Annotated in this window: 23 protein-coding genes; 13 read left to right on the forward strand and 10 right to left on the reverse strand. The window is 37.5% G+C overall.

The features are described from left to right. The first annotated feature begins 42 nt into the window (after positions 1-42). Positions 43-231 carry a 2-hydroxymuconate tautomerase gene (locus tag JOC83_RS14565; RefSeq protein ID WP_205188114.1) on the forward strand — a complete coding sequence of 63 codons (189 nt, stop codon included), beginning with the start codon at positions 43-45 and terminating at the stop codon, positions 229-231. Between the two features lie 195 nt (positions 232-426). On the opposite strand, the gene JOC83_RS14570 is transcribed toward JOC83_RS14565, so the two are convergent. From JOC83_RS14570 to JOC83_RS14580, 3 genes are all read right to left on the reverse strand, one after another. Continuing rightward, entirely contained in the window at positions 427-951 is a 525-nt protein-coding gene (locus tag JOC83_RS14570) for a YwgA family protein (protein WP_205188115.1), read from the reverse strand. Between the two features lie 23 nt (positions 952-974). After that, entirely contained in the window at positions 975-2,282 is a 1,308-nt protein-coding gene (locus JOC83_RS14575) for an HD domain-containing protein (RefSeq protein ID WP_205188116.1), read from the reverse strand. 170 nt (positions 2,283-2,452) lie between these two features. Next, positions 2,453-2,677: a DUF1450 domain-containing protein gene (locus JOC83_RS14580; RefSeq protein ID WP_205188117.1), complete on the reverse strand. Its 225-nt coding sequence runs from the start codon at positions 2,675-2,677 to the stop codon at positions 2,453-2,455. A gap of 344 nt (positions 2,678-3,021) precedes the next feature. Here JOC83_RS14580 and JOC83_RS14585 point away from each other — a divergent pair, with 344 nt between their 5' ends. Beyond that, on the forward strand, positions 3,022-3,723 hold the full coding sequence (locus JOC83_RS14585; protein WP_205188118.1) for an RsfA family transcriptional regulator: 702 nt from the start codon (positions 3,022-3,024) through the stop codon (positions 3,721-3,723). Positions 3,724-4,001: 278 nt separating this feature from the next. Further along, complete coding sequence (gene lipL / locus JOC83_RS14590; RefSeq protein WP_205188119.1) at positions 4,002-4,853, forward strand: octanoyl-[GcvH]:protein N-octanoyltransferase; 852 nt, start codon at positions 4,002-4,004, stop codon at positions 4,851-4,853. 43 nt (positions 4,854-4,896) lie between these two features. Here lipL and pta read toward each other — a convergent pair whose 3' ends face one another. Beyond that, positions 4,897-5,868 carry a phosphate acetyltransferase gene (pta, locus tag JOC83_RS14595; RefSeq protein WP_205188120.1) on the reverse strand — a complete coding sequence of 324 codons (972 nt, stop codon included), beginning with the start codon at positions 5,866-5,868 and terminating at the stop codon, positions 4,897-4,899. A 280-nt stretch (positions 5,869-6,148) separates the two neighbouring features. On the opposite strand from pta, the gene hemQ reads away from it, so the two are divergent. The 3 genes from hemQ (at position 6,149) to gerQ (ending at position 7,917) form a co-directional block, all read left to right on the forward strand. Then, a complete protein-coding gene (hemQ, locus tag JOC83_RS14600) occupies positions 6,149-6,892 on the forward strand; it encodes a hydrogen peroxide-dependent heme synthase (RefSeq protein WP_205188121.1) in 744 nt (247 codons plus the stop codon). Positions 6,893-7,006: 114 nt separating this feature from the next. Beyond that, the gene (locus JOC83_RS14605) at positions 7,007-7,429 is read left to right on the forward strand and encodes a cell wall hydrolase (protein ID WP_205188122.1); all 423 of its coding nucleotides are present in this window, start codon (positions 7,007-7,009) and stop codon (positions 7,427-7,429) included. A gap of 23 nt (positions 7,430-7,452) precedes the next feature. Continuing rightward, positions 7,453-7,917, forward strand: coding sequence for a spore coat protein GerQ (gerQ, locus tag JOC83_RS14610; protein WP_205188123.1), 465 nt, complete (start codon positions 7,453-7,455; stop codon positions 7,915-7,917). A gap of 50 nt (positions 7,918-7,967) precedes the next feature. On the opposite strand, the gene JOC83_RS14615 is transcribed toward gerQ, so the two are convergent. From JOC83_RS14615 to JOC83_RS14625, 3 genes are all read right to left on the reverse strand, one after another. Beyond that, a complete protein-coding gene (locus tag JOC83_RS14615; protein WP_205188124.1) occupies positions 7,968-8,339 on the reverse strand; it encodes a DUF423 domain-containing protein in 372 nt (123 codons plus the stop codon). A 23-nt stretch (positions 8,340-8,362) separates the two neighbouring features. Continuing rightward, positions 8,363-8,662, reverse strand: a complete 300-nt coding sequence (locus JOC83_RS14620) for a YwdI family protein (RefSeq protein ID WP_205188125.1) — start codon at positions 8,660-8,662, stop codon at positions 8,363-8,365. Between the two features lie 77 nt (positions 8,663-8,739). Next, positions 8,740-9,417 (reverse strand): uracil-DNA glycosylase, encoded by a 678-nt coding sequence (locus tag JOC83_RS14625; RefSeq protein ID WP_205188126.1) that lies wholly within the window; start codon positions 9,415-9,417, stop codon positions 8,740-8,742. Between the two features lie 170 nt (positions 9,418-9,587). Between JOC83_RS14625 and JOC83_RS14630 the strand changes: the two genes are divergently transcribed. Together JOC83_RS14630 and zwf are read left to right on the forward strand one after the other, a co-directional pair. Further along, a complete protein-coding gene (locus JOC83_RS14630; protein ID WP_205188127.1) occupies positions 9,588-10,034 on the forward strand; it encodes a staygreen family protein in 447 nt (148 codons plus the stop codon). Positions 10,035-10,373: 339 nt separating this feature from the next. Then, positions 10,374-11,873 (forward strand): glucose-6-phosphate dehydrogenase, encoded by a 1,500-nt coding sequence (zwf, locus tag JOC83_RS14635; protein ID WP_205188239.1) that lies wholly within the window; start codon positions 10,374-10,376, stop codon positions 11,871-11,873. A 142-nt stretch (positions 11,874-12,015) separates the two neighbouring features. Here zwf and JOC83_RS14640 read toward each other — a convergent pair whose 3' ends face one another. Further along, the gene (locus tag JOC83_RS14640; protein WP_205188128.1) at positions 12,016-12,390 is read right to left on the reverse strand and encodes a winged helix-turn-helix transcriptional regulator; all 375 of its coding nucleotides are present in this window, start codon (positions 12,388-12,390) and stop codon (positions 12,016-12,018) included. 149 nt (positions 12,391-12,539) lie between these two features. On the opposite strand from JOC83_RS14640, the gene JOC83_RS14645 reads away from it, so the two are divergent. Next, a complete protein-coding gene (locus JOC83_RS14645; RefSeq protein WP_205188129.1) occupies positions 12,540-13,214 on the forward strand; it encodes an NAD(P)H-dependent oxidoreductase in 675 nt (224 codons plus the stop codon). A 38-nt stretch (positions 13,215-13,252) separates the two neighbouring features. Here the strand turns inward: JOC83_RS14645 and gndA are convergent, their stop codons facing one another. Further along, on the reverse strand, positions 13,253-14,665 hold the full coding sequence (gndA, locus tag JOC83_RS14650; protein ID WP_205188130.1) for an NADP-dependent phosphogluconate dehydrogenase: 1,413 nt from the start codon (positions 14,663-14,665) through the stop codon (positions 13,253-13,255). 340 nt (positions 14,666-15,005) lie between these two features. Here gndA and JOC83_RS14655 point away from each other — a divergent pair, with 340 nt between their 5' ends. Beyond that, positions 15,006-15,332 (forward strand): YflT domain-containing protein, encoded by a 327-nt coding sequence (locus JOC83_RS14655; RefSeq protein ID WP_205188131.1) that lies wholly within the window; start codon positions 15,006-15,008, stop codon positions 15,330-15,332. Positions 15,333-15,370: 38 nt separating this feature from the next. On the opposite strand, the gene JOC83_RS14660 is transcribed toward JOC83_RS14655, so the two are convergent. Beyond that, positions 15,371-16,780, reverse strand: coding sequence for an alanine/glycine:cation symporter family protein (locus tag JOC83_RS14660; RefSeq protein ID WP_205188132.1), 1,410 nt, complete (start codon positions 16,778-16,780; stop codon positions 15,371-15,373). A 236-nt stretch (positions 16,781-17,016) separates the two neighbouring features. Between JOC83_RS14660 and JOC83_RS14665 the strand changes: the two genes are divergently transcribed. The 3 genes from JOC83_RS14665 to alr all read left to right on the forward strand — a co-directional run bounded on the left by JOC83_RS14665 (position 17,017) and on the right by alr (position 20,900). Then, positions 17,017-18,246: a PucR family transcriptional regulator gene (locus JOC83_RS14665; protein ID WP_275580442.1), complete on the forward strand. Its 1,230-nt coding sequence runs from the start codon at positions 17,017-17,019 to the stop codon at positions 18,244-18,246. Positions 18,247-18,474: 228 nt separating this feature from the next. After that, on the forward strand, positions 18,475-19,608 hold the full coding sequence (ald, locus tag JOC83_RS14670; protein ID WP_205188134.1) for an alanine dehydrogenase: 1,134 nt from the start codon (positions 18,475-18,477) through the stop codon (positions 19,606-19,608). A 155-nt stretch (positions 19,609-19,763) separates the two neighbouring features. Then, positions 19,764-20,900 (forward strand): alanine racemase, encoded by a 1,137-nt coding sequence (gene alr, locus JOC83_RS14675; RefSeq protein ID WP_205188135.1) that lies wholly within the window; start codon positions 19,764-19,766, stop codon positions 20,898-20,900. Positions 20,901-20,913 lie beyond the last annotated feature (13 nt).

Below are 20,913 nucleotides of genomic sequence, written 5' to 3' on the forward strand. Positions count from 1 at the left end.
CAAATCATTCTTTCCATTACCCACATCAAAGGAGCGATTGAAATGCCTTATGTAACAGTTAAAATGCTTGAAGGACGTACAGAAGATCAAAAACGAGCACTTGTTGAAAAAGTAACAGAAGCCGTATCTGAAACTACAGGTGCACCAGCTGAAAAGATTGCTGTATTTATTGAAGAGATGTCTAAAAACCATTACGGTGTAGGCGGAAAGCGTCTAAGCGATCAGGAATAAGGACCTTATGCATAAAGGGCTGAGTGAAAAGGGGCGAAGACCACCCCTATTTGGCTCAGCTCACAATGTCCCTTGCTGGAAAAACCCAGTCATATCAACGGATAGACGAGCAAGGGATGTTGCATGCAACCTTCCTTTACTTACCTTTACTTACTTTTACTCACTCATCTTCAAGCCTCTTACGCATAAAACACATTAATGCCGAAGTGTTTGTGTCGCTATTGCTTTTTCACATAGCTCTTCAATATAAAGATAAGCTGATTCAATATCTTCTTCTGTATAGCCTTGTTTACTTTTTAATGTGAACACTTTTTCTTTTACTTCCTCTTTGGATAAATCATCAAAGTAAAGAATTGTGGATACAAGCTCTAGAAACTTTGAGCTTCGGTCATTCATATCAACCATACACGGTTCTAAATGAGGAAGCTCTAGCTCATAATGACTTAGAAATCGTTCACCTTCTTCTGTAAGTCCGTATCGATACTGCATGTAGCCACCTTTTTTCTCTTTTACCTCACTTAAAAAACCTAAGTTGCACAGTTCTTCAATACGAAGCGTTAATTCTTCAGAATATGGTCCAAAAAAGTGAAAATTATATTTTTCATAAAAAGGAAACTTTAATTTCTTTGCAATAAAAATCATCTTTTGTAACTTTTTTCTACCAACAATCTCTCCAGCAGCCGCAAACACCTTCACGATTTTCGCATGATCATTTAACAAAGCCCCTTCAACTCCTATACTATTTAACTCTTATCTCTTTGCAACAAGCTTCTAATTTGCTCTTTTACTTTTCGTTTAGATGATAATTGATCAATTAAATCTTGAGGAAAGTATAATTTATGATCTGTTCTTTTTTTACCTGAAATGGATTCAACAATTTCTGATTGACGAGAAAGTTCCTTTAACTCACCGTTAGGGATGAGTAAATGAATAGGCAACCGCTCTTCTTCTTCTCCTGGTCGATAGAAATCGTATGGCAAGTCACTTGAAGAATCGACAACGAGGTAATATTCAGGATCAATTCCAGCTTTTTTAAAAAGCTGAGTAAGCTCCATCCACATTTTCATCTGTGAGTTCGGATTAAACTCAATATACTGAAATAGTTTTCTATTAAGAAAGCGACGGCATAAATCTGATAAAATTTTATCTTCTTCTTCCTGCCATGCCTGAAAGTAAAACAAGACGACCGATTCATCTAGTTTTAGGTATTCTTCAACAGACACTTTATCTTCAAAAATTGAATAAAAGTGAACAGGTTGTTGTTTAAATGGGTAATGGTCGAGGTGTAACTCTTTTGCGCGGTGCAAAATCTTTGTTAAAATGACTTCAGCACTTCTCGTTACAGGATGAAAATATACTTGCCAATACATTTGATAGCGGCTCATAATATAGTCTTCAACCGCATGCATGCCACTTTCTTTGATCACAACTTGATCTTCTCTTGGTCTCATGACTCGTAATATACGCTCCATGTCAAAATGACCGTAGCTCACGCCTGTATAGTAAGCATCACGCTGTAAATAATCCATTCGATCTGCATCAATTTGACTTGAGATTAAGCTAACAACAAGCTTGCTTTTGTAGGTTTTTGCAATGACTTCTGCTACTTTTTTCGGAAAGTCTTCACTTACTTTGCGCAACACTTCGTTGACTTCTGTTTTTCCCATTATGATGGCTTGAGTAAACTGCTCATGGTCGAGGTGAAAAACTTTTTCAAATGAGTGCGAAAAAGGGCCATGACCTAAATCATGCAGCAACGCAGCACAAAGGCAGAGCAATCTCTCATCATTATTCCATTGTTCACGATCTTGAAAAACATCATCAATAATGCGACGAACAATCTCATATACACCAAGAGAATGGTTAAATCGACTATGTTCTGCACCATGAAATGTTAAATACGTTGTACCGAGTTGACGAATGCGACGTAATCGTTGAAACTCCGATGTTCCAATTAAGTCCCAGATTACTTTATCTCTCACGTGTACATATCGATGAACGGGATCTTTAAATACTTTTTCTTCGCTTAATTTTTCATTAGGATATGCCATCTGCTACATACCTCTCTATTTTTGTACTTGTTGTTATTACTTTTCTACAGTGACAAGAGATTTTCCTAGTAGGAATAAAAAATCACCTTCTATAAAAAACAAAGGTGACTTTATCTATATTCATTTGACACTCTACCTGTTGGAATCCATCAAATAATGAGTGTCGAGCTTTACTTTTTTAATTTCTTTTCAATCTTTTCAATTAACTCGTCTTCCGTTGGAGCTGAGACAGGACGATTATTGACAAATGCAAATGACTTTTTACGACCCGGTCCACAATATGATTGGCAACCAACCTCGACTTCAGCCTCTGCATCTACTTTTTTTAACTTTGGTAACAATGTTTTTAAGTTTGTAGCCTGGCAATCATCACAAACTCGAAACTCATTTGCCATTCTCATACAACCCTTTCAAAATTCGTTCAACAATTCCTTTTTAACCTAAAGGGTATTTTACATTTATTTATCAAGCAATGCAAGCTAGAGAAAAATCTAGCAAAAGCAAGCAATCCGTAAAAATCACGGTATGAAAGGGCTATTTTCATCTAAAGCAGCCAGTTAGGGTTTTCATTAAAGAAAAGACCTCTTTTCTCCAGAAAATAAAGCATGGCAGCTCTTCACCACGGTTCATTGTCTAAATTGATTTCTATATATTAGTACTTTGGTATAAACTAGTTTCCTTTTGTCCATGCTGATAGTAACAAAGTTTCTATATTAAATAGCCGCAAGGAGTGAATAAAATGAAAGATAGACAAGATGCTTGGACAGAAGAAAATGATTTATTATTAGCAGAGACGGTTCTTCGTCATGTACGTGAGGGTAGCACTCAATTAAATGCATTTGAAGAAGTGGGAGACGAATTAAATCGCACATCTGCTGCATGTGGATTTCGATGGAATGCAGTCGTTAGACATCAGTATGAGAAAGCATTACAGCTAGCAAAAAAACAGCGTAAGCAACGCATGCGAGCGCTTGGACAAACACAAGGCAAGAAAAAGTTACTCTATACACCTCCAACACCTGGATTAGATCTATTAGAAGAGCTAGAGGAAACCGTAGAAACGATAGAAACGGTACATGCAGAGCCTGCTCTTGTACCACCGACTACAAGCACGTATTCAAGCCCTTCATCGAAGCTTACACTAGAAGGTGTCATTCAATACTTACAAACGTTAAGTACTCAAGCTGGAGATATACACGTATTACGTAATGAAAACCTTAGCCTTTCGCATGAAAACAAGGATCTTAAGCAGAAGAATCAAGAGCTTATGAAGAAGGTAGAACTATTAGAAGCAAATGCTACTACTATTCAAGAAGACTATGAAACATTAATGCAAATCATGAACCGAGCACGTAAATTTGTTCTTCTTGATGATGAAGAAAGGCCATCAACCAAATTTAAGATGGACCGAAACGGAAATTTAGAAAAATTAGCTGAATAAAACAAGAATAAATGGGAATCATAAAGATAAGGAATCCCATCCCCCTATTCTATAGATGAAAAAGCTGGACCGTCAGAAGAACTCGGTAATACCTAGAGTTTTTTGACGGTCCAGTTTGCGTGAAACAGAAATGCTTGTGACAACTCCTTTTCTAATCGGTTAATATGCTATAATATGTTCATCTTATATAAGCATAATTTCATTGGTTGAACTCCTCACTACTTAGCTGACGCTTGAGGTGGGAGTCTTCTGTCGGAAATGATAAAAGGAGTTAGACAATGAATTCTACGATTTCTGAACTTTTAATTCAGCCACAATGGCGAATTATTGACCAGTCCAGTCTTGGACCTCAGTTCAACCCTCTTCAATCGTTTGCCATGGATGATACCCTATGTACAGTTGTTGGAAAAAGACAATCACTGCCTACCATCCGTTCTTGGGTACACCACCAAACCATTGTATTAGGAATTCAAGATGCACGACTTCCTCATTTAGAGCAAGGCGTATCTTTTTTACATGAACAAGGCTTTCGAGCCATTGTCCGTAATTCTGGCGGGTTGGCTGTTGTATTAGATGAAGGAGTATTGAACCTTTCACTTATTTTCCCTGATACAGAAAAAGGAATTGATATTGATCGTGGATACGATGCGATGTGGATTCTCATTAAAGAATTGTTTAAATCTTATCATGTTGAAATTGAAGCGAAGGAAATCGTTGGCTCTTACTGTCCCGGAAGCTACGATTTAAGCATTAACAATAAAAAGTTTGCCGGTATCTCTCAACGTCGTGTACGTGGTGGTGTAGCCGTCCAAATTTATTTATGCGTATCTGGCAGCGGCTCAAAAAGAGCTCAACTCATTAAAGATTTTTACGCGCTCGCTCTTCAAGGCGAACAAACAAAATTTTCTTACCCGACGATCGTTCCAGAAACGATGGCCTCTTTAACTGAACTGTTAGGAGAAGAAATAACCGTTTCCTCTGTTATGCTTTCTTTGTATCAAACATTACAGAGTCTCGGTTCTTCGTTAAAACCTATTAGTCTTAATGACCAAGAAAGTCAGCTTTTCGACCAAAACCTACAGCGTATGTATGATCGAAATGAAAAGGCGTTAGGTGACTTCTTTAAGTAAAAATGGCTGACTCTAGCGTGAGAGTCAGCCATTTTTGTTTATTTTACAGAGCTTGAGCTGCTGTAATTAATGCTAGTTTATAAACGTCTTCCTCGTTGCAACCACGAGATAAATCATTTACTGGTTTGTTTAAGCCTTGTAAGATTGGTCCTACAGCTTCAAAATTCCCTAGACGTTGCGCAATCTTATAACCAATGTTTCCAGCCTCTAGGCTTGGGAATACAAACACGTTTGCATCACCTTTGATGACGGATCCTGGTGCTTTCTTTTCTGCTACAGATGGAACAAACGCTGCATCAAATTGGAATTCACCATCTAACGTCAAGCTTGGTGCTTTTTCTTTGGCGATTTCAACCGCTTTTGACACCTTTTCTGTCTCAGGAGATTTTGCTGAACCTTTTGTAGAAAAGCTTAGCATCGCAACACGTGGATCAATGTCAAACATTGCTGCTGTACGAGAGCTTTCAATAGCAATTTCAGCTAAGTCGTTGCTGTCTGGTGAAATGTTAATAGCACAGTCTGCAAATACATACTTTTCATCACCACGAACCATGATGAATACGCCAGATGTCTTCTTTACGCCTTCTTTTGTTTTAATAATTTGTAATGCAGGGCGTACTGTATCTGCTGTAGAGTGCGCTGCACCACTTACAAGTCCGTCTGCTTTGTTCATATGAACAAGCATTGTACCAAAGTAGTTTTCATCTAATAAAATTTTACGCGCATCTTCTTCAGACACTTTTCCTTTACGACGCTCAATGAATGATGCAACCATTTCATCAAATGCAGGGAAATTTTGTGGATCGTACACTTCCACTCCCTCAAGACTTACATTTAAATTAGCTGCTTTTGCTTCAATTTCTTCTTTGTTTCCAACGACGATTGGAGTTAAGATATTTTCACCTGCTAAGCGTCTTACCGCTCCTAAAATACGCTCATCTAATCCTTCTGGAAAGACAATTTTAATGTCTTTTTCTGATACTTTATTCTTTAATCCTGTAAATAAATCACTCACAGTGAATCCTCCTTACTATGTAAAACAGCTTTCATCATTATAGGATACTTTACTTCTACTTGAAATTCAAAGGAATCTACCTTAATAGTCGGCACCTCTAAAAAGTCTTTCAATTGCTAATTTTCCACAAACTAAAACTCTTAAACATCTCTTTATAATATGAGCTTCCCTTCTTTTCTTTAGTCATAAAATTAAGGGGTTTTCGCTAAGAGGATTAGGATAAACTGTGATATAGTAAAAGGAGACTTCAATAAAATGTAGTAATAGGAGTGAATGATTAATGGCAGAAGCGGCTCAAACACTAGATGGATGGTACTCTCTTCATGATTTACGCTCAATCGACTGGAGTGCTTGGAAGCGCTTATCTAGCGACGAACGCCAAGCGGCAATTCATGAATTTTTAGGATTAATGGAAAAATGGAAGAAAACAGAAACAGAACAGCAAGGAAGCCACGCTCTATATACAATCGTTGGGCAAAAAGCAGACTTTATTCTTATGTTTGTGAGACCGACAATGGAAGAATTAAATGAAATTGAGCTAGAATTTAATAAAACAAAATTAGCTGAGTTTACAATCCCTACATATTCATATGTATCAGTAGTTGAACTAAGCAACTACTTACCAGCTGGTGAAGATCCATATGAAAACCCACAGGTTCGTGCTCGCTTATATCCAACTCTACCAAAAGCAAATCACATTTGCTTCTATCCAATGGATAAACGTCGCCAAGGAAACGATAACTGGTACATGCTTCCGATGGAAGAGCGTCGTGATTTAATGCGTAGCCACGGAATGATTGGGCGTCAATATGCAGGAAAAGTAAAGCAGATTATCACTGGCTCTGTTGGGTTTGATGATTACGAGTGGGGCGTTACATTATTTGCTGATGACGTTCTACAATTTAAAAAGCTAGTCTATGAAATGCGCTTTGATGAGGTAAGTGCTCGTTATGGTGAATTTGGTAGCTTCTTTGTAGGAAATATCCTTCCTGAAGAGCGCATCCATTCATTCCTTCATATCTAACCACAAAGCTCTCGTTACAATTATGTAACGAGAGCTTTTTTTATGGAAAGAAAGCATATTCTATGTCACTAGTCATATTTATGGAATAGTGGAGTATTAAAGCGAGGTGAGAAGATGGCAGTCGTCGCACACAACGAAGAAGATGTAAAGCTTCTAGCCAGACTCCTACGCGCTGAAGCTGAAGGCGAAGGTAAGCAAGGGATGCTGTTAGTAGGAAATACTGGAGTAAACCGTGCTAGAGCAGCTTGCTTAGACTTTAAAGATATTCGAACCATTAGACAAATGGTTTTTCAAAGCCCAGGAGGTTTTGAAGCGACGCAAAAAGGATATTTTTATCAACGTGCTAGAGAATCAGAAATCGCATTGGCAAGACGAGTTCTAAAGGGCGAGCGGTTTAATCCTGCGACGAACTCTTTGTGGTTTTTTAAGCCTAGTGGAAATTGCCCTGCTCAATGGTATAACCAAAACAATAGCGGTCGATTTAAATCTCACTGCTTCTATATCCCAACACGTGCAGATTGTCCTCAAGTTTATTAGTTAAAAGGGGGGTTCTATGAACAATGAAGAAGCCAAAATCAAATCAGCAACAGCAACAACAACAAGCTTATATGCAAAACCCTTATATGAGCTACAATTATCCATACTATAGCAGCCCATATCAAGGGCAACAAGGAGGACAAATGCCTCCTCAAATTCCAGCTGGAGGTACAGGTGCTCCTCAAGACCCATCAATGCTTCCACTTGAAGAATCCTATATTGAAAACATCTTACGCTTGAATCGAGGAAAATTAGCGACTGTTTATATGACATTTGAAAACAATACACAATGGAACGCCAAAGTATTTAAAGGAATTATAGAAGCTGCTGGACGTGATCATTTAATTTTAAGTGATCCTCAAACAGGAAAGCGATATTTACTCTTAATGGTGTATTTAGACTACATTACATTCGATGAAGAGATTAATTACAACTATCCATTTAATAGCGCTGGTCAACAGCAGCTAAGTAATTATTCTCCGCGTTAATCTACCAAAAAGCCCTGCATGTTAGTAACATGCAGGGCTTTTTGTGCTTTTTACAACCATTTTACTGCTGCAATGATGATTAAAATCCACGCAACGATAAATGCGACTCCACCAAACGGTGTAACCGCTCCTAAAATTTTAATACCAGATGTACTTAATACATATAGGCTTCCTGAAAATAAAAGAATGCCAATCAACATAACCCAGCCTGACGCTTGAATCAATGAAGATTCTGGAAAGCGTCCTGCTAAAAATGCCACAATGAATAGACCAAATGCATGAAACATGTGATAAAGAACGCCTGTTTTCCAAACCTCTAAATACTTAGCGGAAATCTTCCCCTCTAAACCGTGCGCACCAAATGCTCCTAATGCCACTGCTAAAACTGCATTAATGGCTCCTAAAATCAGAAAAATTTTCATGTTATCCTTCCCCTACCCTTTGCTTAAAAATCAAAAAGACTATCACCATTTGCATCCTCAGATATGTACTTTTTCTCCTCTTGAGAAGAAGGACCAGCTTGAATGATTTGCGGTTGCTGCATATATGGAACAACTTGCGGCGAGGGAGTACTCGTAGGCTGTTGTACATTCCCTTTTTGTTGATCAAGAGCTAGTTCACATAATGTTTTAATGGCAATAAGCTGATCGCGAACTTGAGTTTGTGATGAAGAATGAGCCTTTTGCTTTGCTTTACTAACTTCTTCACTCATCTTATCAAGCAAACGAGCTATCGTAATATCCATATTATTTGTCACCTCTTAGTTAATTCAGCACCTTTTCATCTCTTCATCATTTTAACAAAAGTTAAAAAGACAAGCTATCATTCAATGTTGTCAATTTGCCAATCAATTGGAGCTCTTCCGTTTTCCTCTAAAAATTGATTGGCTTTTGCAAAGTGATCATTTCCAAAAAACCCTCGATTGGCTGAAAACGGGCTAGGATGCGGGCTCTCAAGGATCAAATGATGACTTTTTTGAATCAATGCTTTTTTTTCCTGTGCATGTCTCCCCCACAGCATAAAGACAACAGGTTCTTCTTTCTCAGCCACTAACTCAATAACACGGTTTGTAAACTGCTCCCATCCCTTTCCTTTATGAGAATTCGGATTGCTTCGACGTACCGTTAATACCGTATTTAACAGCAGTACTCCCTGTTCAGCCCACTTCACTAAATAGCCATTGTTTGGAATGTCACAATCCAATTCAGCTTGTAACTCTTTGTAAATATTCACAAGAGATGGTGGAGTTTTCACACCGGGCTTTACCGAAAAGCTCAACCCATGCGCTTGCCCCGGACCATGATAAGGATCTTGACCGAGAATGACCACTTTTACATGTTCATAACTCGTTAAATGTAATGCGTTAAAAATATCATATTTATCAGGATAGATTGTTTGATTATTATACTCATTGACAAGAAATTCTCGTAATTGTACGTAATAAGGCTCTTGGAATTGATCTTCAAGTAACAGCGCCCAATCATTCTTTAAAACAGACATCTGCTCACACCTTTCCATTTCGTTTAACTATGTAAATTATGTGACGTCTATATAGCTAGAATACCCTACTTACGCTTTATAAACTCACCTCCCTACATCTCCTTGTCATGTTCTTCTTGTATTTGTATAAAATGATAAAGAGAAGATTTTCAATTCAAGGAGGGATTACCATGCTTATATTAAATCCCGACAAAGTTGATATCAAATACCAACTAGGTGCTACACCAACACAACCAATTATTCCAAGAAAGTACACTTTTCTTCCTATTGTCAATACATCAACAATTTCAATGATTGTAGGCTTAGAATATGCTTATGATCAAATGAAGCAGTCTCGTGATGAGCTCCTTGCATCTTTTAAGTTTCACCGTCATCATTACTTCTTTTATATGTATTGCTATATTGGTAAAGAAACAACTATTTCGTTAGCTCGTAAACGCTATGAAACGTTCTTAAAACAAATTCCGATTGCACTAAAAGCGATGTACCACGGTGACTCAGCGTTTTTTAAGGCCCATCCCTTTTTAGAGCAATGCCCTGTTTATATTCATTTTGATTCTGATTATCCATCTTTAAATGGTGTTGAGCAGATTGGCTATTTATCAAATTATAAGTAAAGGACGTTACGAGTGAAAGCAACAACAAACGCATACATCTATCTATATATTAGTAGGAGATTCCTTTTTTAAGATAGCAAAAGGCCGCTATCACCGAAAAGGAACTCCTTTTTTATTCGTTTCTTAGGATGAATCTCATCCTTTAGTTAACACTAACATTGGTTATGTGTCTTACAATATCAAACAAAATGCTTTTAAAGTGAGCAAAAACATGGAATAATAACAACAAAACGTCTAATAGTTACGTTAAAACTTTTAACTGTGTTGCTAAATGGCAACACATAACATGTACATAATGACGAGTAAACGTATTTACAACAAAGTGAGGTCCTGTAAGTGATGACAAATACACAACCGAAATCCATTATTGTAATCTTTGGAGCTACCGGTGATTTAGCAAAACGCAAACTATTTCCTTCTATTTTCCGCTTATATAAAGAAAATAAGCTATCAGAAGATTTTGCGGTAGTAGGTGTAGCGAGACGACCGTGGACAAACGATGAACTTCGTAGCAACGTTAAGAAGTCCGTTGAAAAGTTACAAAGCGAAAATGCTGATGTCGAAAAGTTCGCTTCTCATTTTTACTATCAACCATTTGATGTGACAGATGTCGCATCGTATCAACAATTGAATCATTTACTTAGCGATCTAGACAAACAATATAATGTACCTGGTAACCGCATCTTTTATTTAGCGATGGCTCCTGAGTTTTTCGGAACAATTGCGTCTAACTTAAAAGATGAAGGACTAACATCAACAGAGGGTTGGAGCCGACTAGTAATCGAGAAGCCTTTTGGCCATAACCACCCGTCTGCTAAGCAGCTAAATGAGCAAATTCGCCAAGCTTTCAATGAAGATCAAATTTATCGTATCGACCATTATTTAGGAAAAGAAATGGTTCAAAACATTGAAGTTATTCGTTTTGCTAATGCACTATTTGAACCAATGTGGAACAACCAATACATTTCTAACATTCAAATTACATCGAGTGAGACACTCGGCGTTGAAGACCGCGGACGTTACTATGAATCTTCTGGCGCATTACGCGATATGGTCCAAAACCATATGCTTCAAATGGTGGCTCTTCTAGCGATGGAACCGCCAATCAAGCTAACACCAGAAGAGATTCGCAGTGAGAAAGTAAAAGTGTTACGTGCATTACGAAAAATGGATGTAACAGAAGTTGATGACTACTTCGTACGCGGACAGTATGGAAAAGGCATCGTTGAAGAGCAAGAGGTACAAGCATATAATGAAGAGCAATCTGTTGACCCAGATTCAAACACAGAAACGTTTGTTTCAGGTAAGCTAATGATTGATAACTTTAGATGGGCTGGTGTACCAATTTATATTCGTACAGGTAAGCGAATGAAGGAAAAATCAACTGAGATTGTCGTTCAATTTAAAGATTTACCAATGAATCTTTATTTTAATAAAGGTAAAAACATTCATCCAAACTTACTTGTTATTCATATTCAACCGGATGAAGGTATTACATTACACCTTAACGCTCGAAAAGCAGATAGCGCTGCTACTTCTACACCAATTAAATTAGATTACTGCAATAATTGTGGTGACAAAATGAATACACCTGAAGCATACGAGCGTTTAATTTACGATTGCATGCGCGGTGATGCAACAAACTTTACTCATTGGGATGAAGTATCTCTATCTTGGGAGTTTGTTGATACAATTTCTCAAGCGTGGGCAGACAAAAAAGCCGACAACTTCCCGAACTACGAATCTGGTTCTATGGGACCAAAAGAGTCGGATGCATTACTAGCGAAAGATGGATTCCACTGGTGGAATATTAGCAAGAACCATACGTTAGAAGATTAATAAAGAGGATGTCTCATAAAATGGACCGTCATACCAAGAGTTTTAGGTGACGGTCCATTTTGCATAAACAAAAAAGTAATCACGTTGCGCTTTTGAGACATAATAAACAAAAAAAGAAAGCATTGAAAGCTTTCTTTTTTTACTATTCTGCTTCAGTCTGTTCTCGATGCTGAATAATTTTATCGGTGTTTTCAACTCCCCACTTCAACATGAGTTGGATAATAGGTGTAAGAGTTTGGCCAAAATCTGTTAACCAATATTCTACTTTCGGTGGGACTTCTTTATATATTTCACGATGAATAATTCCGTCTCTTTCTAGTTCACGTAGCTGCAACGTCAGCATGCGCTGAGTAATACCAGGAACAAGTCGTTTGAGCTCATTAAAACGCAATGTTTGATCGATTAAATGATAAAGAATCACACTTTTCCACTTTCCACCAATAATATCAAGAGTTGCTTCAACAGGGCATGAATATCCATGAGTTTCCCAATTAGAAAGATCAATTTTAGCTGCCATCTCAACACTCTCCTTTAGTATAAAAAATGATACTATAACACAAAAATGTGCGTACTTTTATTTTTTATGGTTACTTTTATAATATAACGTGTAGAAACAAAAAAACAATCTTTCATTTTATAGAACACTACATCAAAGGAGAGATAAACATGAATAAAGAAGCAAAAAAGCAAGAAATCTTAGAGGCCTATCAATTTAGACATGCGACAAAGGAATTTGATCCAGAGAAGAAAATTTCTGACGAAGATTTTGAATTTATTTTAGAGACTGCACGACTATCTCCAAGCTCATTTGGGTTTGAGCCTTGGCGCTTTGTCGTTATCCAAAACCCAGAGCTTCGTGAACAATTACAGCCAGTTTCATGGGGAGCGCAAAAGCAGCTACCAACTGCCAGTCACTATGTTGTGATGCTTGCACGTACAGCAGAGGACATGGTATACAATTCTGATTACATTGAGCATATGATGAAAGATGTAAAACAGCTACCAGAAGAAGCATACGACGCCATTAGCGGTTTCTATAAAACATTTTTAGAATCAGACTTCAAGCTTCTTGGAAATGACCGTGCGATGTTTGACTGGGCTGCAAGGCAAGTATACATTGCGCTAGGGAATATGATGACAGCTGCCGCTCAAATTGGCATTGATTCTTGTCCAATTGAAGGGTTTAATCAAGAAAAAGTGCACGATATTTTAGAAAAAGCAGGCGTTCTAGAAGGTGGAAACTTTAAAGTAGCAGTCATGGCTGCATTCGGTTACCGCGTTCACAATCCACGTCCAAAAGTACGTCAAGATATGAATGATGTCGTAAAATGGATTAAGTAAATAAAAAAGAGGAGGGAATCATCCTCCTCTTTTCTTTATTATTTTAACCACTCTGTATGGAATACGCCCTCTTTATCAACACGTTGATAAGTGTGAGCACCAAAATAATCACGTTGCGCTTGTAACAGATTTGCTGGTAGCGTTTCTGTACGATAGCTATCATAATATGCTAATGCACTTGAGAAGCTAGGTACAGGAATTCCGCGTTTTACTGCAAGTGAAATCACTTCACGTAATGCTGATTGGTAGTTTTCAACAATATCTTTAAAGTATTCATCTAATAATAAGTTTGTTAAGTTTGCATCACGATCGTATGCTTCCTTAATTTTTTGTAAGAATTGAGCACGAATGATGCAACCACCACGGAAGATCATCGCGATGTCACCATAACGTAAGTTCCAATCATATTCGTCAGAAGCTGCTTTCATTTGAGCAAATCCTTGTGCATATGAACAAATTTTACTCATATATAGTGCTTTACGAATTGCTTCGATTGCTTCTTTTTTATCTCCATCAAATGAACCTACTTCAGGTCCACTTAGTACTTTACTTGCTTTGACACGTTCTTCCTTCATTGCTGAAATAAAGCGAGCAAATACAGACTCTGTAATGATTGGAAGTGGTACTCCTAAGTCTAATGCACTTTGACTTGTCCACTTACCTGTGCCTTTTTGTCCAGCTGTATCTAAAATGACATCAACAAGTGGTTTCCCTGTTTCTTCGTCTATTTTAGTGAAAATATCAGCCGTAATTTCAATTAAGTAGCTATCTAGCTCACCTTTGTTCCACTCTGAGAAGACTTCATGTAATTCTTGTGCATTTAATCCTAATACGTGCTTCATGATGAAATACGCTTCAGAGATTAATTGCATATCTCCATATTCAATTCCATTATGAACCATTTTCACATAGTGACCAGCGCCATTTGGCCCGATATATGTACAACAAGCATCTCCATCTACTTTTGCAGAAATAGCTTTTAAAATCGGTTCTACAAGCTCATAAGCTTCTTTTTGGCCTCCAGGCATAATAGAAGGTCCTTTTAACGCGCCTTCTTCCCCACCTGATACACCTGTTCCAATAAAGTTCAAACCTGCTTCAGCAAGCTCTTCACTTCTGCGGATTGTATCGTAGAAAAGAGTATTTCCACCGTCGATTAAAATATCACCTTTATCTAAATGAGGCTTTAATGACTCAATCGTTGCATCTGTAGGTGCACCGGCTTTTACCATTAATAAAATTTTACGTGGTGTTTCTAACGATTGAACAAACTCTTCAATGCTATATGTACCAACAAAGTTTTTACCTTCTGCTTCACTCTTTAAAAATTCTTCTGTTTTTTCAGGTGATCGATTGTAAACAGATACTGAGTACCCTCGGCTTTCAATGTTTAAAGCAAGGTTTTTCCCCATTACCGCTAAACCAATTACACCGATTTGTTGTTTTGACATATGCTTTCTTCCCTTCTTTGAGTTATGGGACTTCGCAAACTTGTTCAGTCGCCTACACTTTCTTTTTATACTTTCTTGAAAATAACATAATAAAGGCGGTTTTTTCAAGTTAGATGCAATCTCAAGCAAATCACAAGCTCTCTTTTGTATTATCTAGCAATGATCTCTTAATTATGTTTTTTAGATGGACTACCGCCTTTTCATCTTTTTTTTAAAAATGATGTTTTATCTTTTGGAATAGGGGCTATATAGTAACCAAGATACAAAGTTGTAGCTACAACCTCATAAGAAATTGAATGTACATGTAAAAGTAAATCAAATAATTAGGAGGTTTTAGAAAATGGTAAACGTAAAAGTAGTTGAAAATGGAGTACAAGCAAAAGAAGTAGTGGAGCAATTTGCACGTAGTGGTTTTACAATGAAAGAAATTTACCTATTAGCGCATGACAAAACACGTTCAGAGGATTTAGAAAAGGCAATTAACGTTAACAATATTGGGGTATCTGAACAAGGCTTATTCGATTCAATGTCAAACATTTTCCGTTCACGCGGTGATGAGCTGCGTTCAAAAATGACGTCATTAGGATTGTCACAGCCAGAAGCGGAACAATACGAAGAGCAGCTAGATCGTGGAAAAGTGATTGTTATTGCTTCAAAAGTTGCCTAATAAAAAAGGGTGTCGGTAGGAACCGACACCCTTTCTTATTAACTCGCTTTTTTCATTTCCGTCATTTTGTAGTGATTGTCAAAGTAATCATTTGTTTCACTTACAATCACTTTATAGAGTAAGATGAGTGCAACTAAGTTTGGAATCATCATTAATGCGTTTGCCATGTCTGCAAAAGCCCATACAACCGTTAAGTTTGCGACAGCACCTAGTCCACAAGCAAATACATAGACTGCACGATATAAGCTTGTTACCTTTGTACCAAATAAGTATTCAAAGCACTTCTCACCATATACATACCAGCCAACAATCGTCGAGAATCCAAAGAAAATAACTGAAAATGCGACAATGTATTCACCAACAAATCCTAAAGATGAAGCAAATGCTGCTGATGTTAATGCTCCCCCATCTAAACCTGGGTCATGAGTGACACCTGACAGCAATCCACCTGTTGGATCCCAGAACCCTGTAATTAATAGAACAAGACCTGTCATTGTACAAACAATAATCGTTACGATAAATGTACCTGTCATCGCTACTAACGCTTGCTTCACTGGATGATCAGCACGTGCGTTACCTGCGATTAAAGCTGCTGTACCTAAACCAGCTTCATTTGAGAAAATACCACGCGATACACCACTTCGAATCGCTTCTGTCACTGCTACTCCAATAAATCCACCTGTTGCAGCAATTGGACTAAACGCATATTCAAAGATTAATGAGAATGCTGGTATAACTTGATCGATATTTAGCGCAATAATGACAAGCGCTCCACCAATGTATAAAAACGCCATCATTGGTACGAAGAAACCAGCTACCGTACTAATACGTTGAATACCACCAAAAATAATTAATGTTGTTAAAACAGCTAGTACAATACCCGTTGTTAAGTTACCTATTCCAAAACTTTTGTCCATTACACTCGCAATTGTATTTGATTGAACACTATTTCCAATTCCTAACGCAGCAAAAGCCCCAAATAGTGCAAAGGCTAACGCTAAGAATTTCCACTTTGGTCCAAGTCCTTTTTCAACATAATACATTGGACCACCTGAGTACTCACCTTTATCATTTTTAACACGGAATTTCATTGCTAATAATGCTTCTGCATATTTTGTCGCCATTCCTAAGAGACCTACTATCCACATCCAGAAAATCGCTCCTGGACCCCCTACAGTGATGGCTGTTGCAACCCCTGCAATATTACCGTTTCCAATAGTAGCAGCAAGTGCTGTCATAAGTGCTTTAAAGTTACTTACGTCTCCTTCAGCTTTTGCGTCTTCTTCTTTTTCTCTTGTAAAACCTAACTTAAATGCATAGATTAATTTTCTAAACTGTAAACCTCGTAAAATAACGGTTAAAAATAGCCCTGTTCCAAATAATAAAATGAGGCTAGGTGTTCCCCATAACACCCCGTTAATCTTACCTAAGATGTCTAGTAAATCCATTTGTAGTTCCTCCCCTATTTGTTAACGCTTACACATAATGTAAGCGCTTCAATAGTCCCGTTGGTATAATATTAACATTTTTGTGAACAAGTTTTTTTGTTAAAATATAAAAAAAGAACGTTCCCTTTTTGTTTATTTTCACAAAATGATTTTTTTCAATAGTCAACAGAGTACCAAAAGATTTATGATAAATCAACATGTATTATTTTGATAAAGAGGAGCTAAAAATGAGCGCTATGAACATCGACCCATTTAAAGGAAATTTAGATACATTAGATGAGTATGCAGATCGTATTAGTGAGGTTTTACAATGTCCGATTACAATTGAAGATTCCAATCACCGACTCATTGCATACAGTACACACGACGAGCGTACCGACCAAGCCCGTATTGCTACCATTATCGGTCGTCGAGTTCCTGAAAAAGTAATCAACAACTTATGGAAAGAAGGAACGATTCCAGCTCTATTAGAGACGGATCAACCCGTTCGTGTAAAAAACATCGATGAAATTGGACTGGGAGATCGCGTAGCTATTTCAATTTGGAAAAACGATGAAGTGTTAGGGTTTATTTGGGCTATTGAAATTGATAAAACGTTAAATGAAGAAGAGCTATCTCTATTAAAACAAGCCGCAAACGCCGTAAAGAATAAACTTTTACAGCTTCAAGTAAGAAAATATAAGAAAGAAGAAAGATTCCAAGAGTTTTTCTGGCGACTTTTAACGGGACACATTAAGTCTCATGAAGAGATTGTAGAGAAGTTTCATGATATCCATATTACCCCTCCTTCTTCTTTCTCAATTGCCATTTTTCGCTTTCAAGAAGATATTACACCAGAAGCAGAGCGACAAATTTCATATATTTTAAAGACGATGCAACGATTAAAGCTCGTTTTATACACCATTGATTGTAATGATTTAATCCTGCTCATTTCTCTAGATAGCATCGAGAAACCAACAGAAGAACGGAAGCAGTTCGTTGAATCATTCACAAAGAAAATGAAGGAACGATTTGGGGTTGACCAGATTCAAGCAAGCTTTAGTAGTATTTATTCAACATACAAGCAAATTGAAAAAAGCTACGAAGAATCCTTAACCGTTTTAAAAATAAAAAAGACGTTCCCTGATGAAACAGCCCATATTCTCGGTTATCAAGAGCTTGGTATTTATCAATTACTCGATGTTATTTTAGAGAAGCGGAAACTAGATCAGTTTGAGAACTATTCCTTAAAAAAGCTAGTTGATTATGACGAACGCCACAATAGTAACTTAGTAGAAACGCTAGAGGTCTTCTTAAACAAAGATCATAATATTAACGACGCTGCAAAAGAACTTAATGTTCATACCAATACATTAAGTTATCGATTAAAGCGCATATCTGAAATTGGGGACATTGATTTGCGAGATCCTAATCAAAAAATGACTCTTTACATCGATATAAAATTAATGAAGCTAAAAGCAAATTAATACAGAGCGTGGGTAGAAATGACCCACGCTTTTCTCTTACATTCAAGTCTTTTGTCATTTTACCTGACAAATAAAGATTTTACACAAAAAAGTAAACGCTTTCTTTTGTGGTTTTTCACAAAAACAATTAAAACGATTCTCTTTTCTAAACAATGAAAAACAGAAAAAATTTTTTTATACTTTAGGTACAACAAAACGTTAAACGTTTTCAAAGGGAGGATTTTTACCATGATTATTGGTGTACCTAGAGAAATTAAAAATAATGAAAACCGCGTTGCAATTACTCCAGCTGGAGTTGCTTCATTTATCGGATCGGGCCATCGTGTATTAGTAGAAACAAATGCAGGAATGGGAAGCGGTTTTACAAACGAAGACTACAAATTAGCAGGTGCTGAAATCATTGAACTTGCATCTGATGTATGGGCACAAGCTGACATGGTAATGAAAGTAAAAGAGCCACTACCAAGTGAGTACGATTACTTTCGTCCAGGTCTTATCCTTTTCACATACTTACACTTAGCTGCAGAACCAGCTTTAGCGCAAGCGTTAACTGAAAAAGGTGTAACAGCAATCGCTTACGAAACAGTTGCAGTAAATCGTACATTGCCATTATTAACACCAATGAGCGAAGTAGCAGGTCGTATGGCTGCTCAAATCGGTGCTCAATTTTTACAAAAATCAAATGGTGGTAAAGGAATTCTTCTTGCAGGTGTTCCAGGCGTTAACCGTGGTAAAGTAACCATCATTGGTGGTGGGGTTGTTGGAACAAACGCAGCGAAAATGGCGATTGGGTTAGGCGCAGATGTTACAATCATCGACTTAAGTGCTGATCGTTTACGTCAATTAGACGATATTTTCGGTAACCAAATCAAAACATTAATGTCGAATCCAATGAACATCGCTGAAGCAGTTGCTGAAGCAGATCTTCTAATTGGCGCTGTACTAATTCCTGGTGCAAAGGCTCCTAAATTAGTAACAGATGAAATGGTTCAAGCAATGAAACCAGGCTCTGTTATTGTGGACGTAGCAATTGACCAAGGTGGTATCGTGGAAACAATTGATCACATTACAACTCATGATAACCCAACATATGAAAAACACGGTGTTGTTCACTATGCAGTTGCAAACATGCCTGGTGCAGTTCCAAGAACATCAACAATTGCCTTAACAAACGTAACAGTACCATACGCATTACAAATCGCTAACAAAGGTGCTCATGCGGCGATCGCACAAAACGAAGCACTTAAATTAGGTGTAAACGTAGCAAACGGCGCTGTAACCTATGAAGCAGTTGCACGCGATCTTGGTTATGAGTATGTAACAGTTGAAAAAGCACTTGAAAAAGAATTAGCATCAATCTAATTTATACCTTTGAAGAGGCTGATCCAAAACAGTGGCTAGCACCTCCATACAAATATATTGTGTCTTAGTTGGATATAAGTACAATATAGACATGGAGAAGCTGGGCACTTGTGGATCAGCCTCTTTTTCATACACACACTATAGGGGATGTTGACATGAAAACGACAAGTTATCGCGATACATGGGCAGAAATCGATGTAAACGCCATTCAGTATAATATGGAACAATTTCGAGCATATGTGACTCCTTCTACACAACTAATGGCTGTTGTAAAAGCGGATGGCTATGGACACGGTGCAATTGAAGCAGCAAAAGCGGCGATTGCCGGAGGCGCTACCTATTTAGGAGTCGCTCTTTTAGATGAAGCCATTGAATTAAGAGAAGCTGGCATTGATACACCTATTTTGATTCTTGGTTATACAGCTCCTCATGCGATTGAAAGAGCACTTGAAGCAAATGTAACGCTTACTGTTTTTGATCATGAAGTGGCCGATGCGATTATTGAGGCTTCACAAAAACAAGGAAAAGTGGCTAATGTCCATTTAAAAGTTGATTCAGGCATGTCTCGAGTTGGTGTGAGAACCCCTAACGCAGCCTATGAATTAGCCGCAAAAATTCACGTATCTTCTTCAGTAAAGCTTGAAGGAATTTTCACACACTTTGCACATGCGGATAGTACAGATTTTCATTATACTAAAAAACAATTTTCAGTTTTTTCGTCAATTGTCGACTTTTTAAAGGAGAAGGATATTATTATCCCAGTAAAACATTGTTGCAATACTGCAGGAACAATGAACTTTAAAGAGATGCATTTAGATATGGTTCGAGTTGGCATAGGATTATACGGATTATATCCAGATGAGAGTTTAAAAAACCATTCTATTGTGTTAAAACAGGCGATGAGCTTTAAAACATCCATTGCTTTTGTGAAAGAAGTAGAAGCAGGACAGCCCATTAGCTATGGATGTACGTATGTTCCAGAACACACAAGCATGATTGCTACTCTACCAGTAGGATATGCAGATGGATTATCACGATTGTTATCTAATAAAGGGTATATGATGACCAAAGAGAGCAAAGTGCCAATTGTTGGGCGAGTGTGCATGGATCAAACAATGATTGATGTAACCAATCTTGAACATGCAGAGGTTGGTGAGGAAGTCACCATTTTTGGGTACGATCATCATGCCTTTCAATCGGTTGATGAAGTGGCTTCATTAATGGGAACGATTAATTACGAAGTCGTTTGTTTAATTGGAAAGCGTGTGCCACGCGTTTATAAAAAACGGTAAAAGTGAGACAGTG

The sequence above is a fragment of the Priestia iocasae genome (assembly GCF_016909075.1).
Taxonomy (GTDB): Bacteria; Bacillota; Bacilli; order Bacillales; family Bacillaceae_H; genus Priestia; species Priestia iocasae.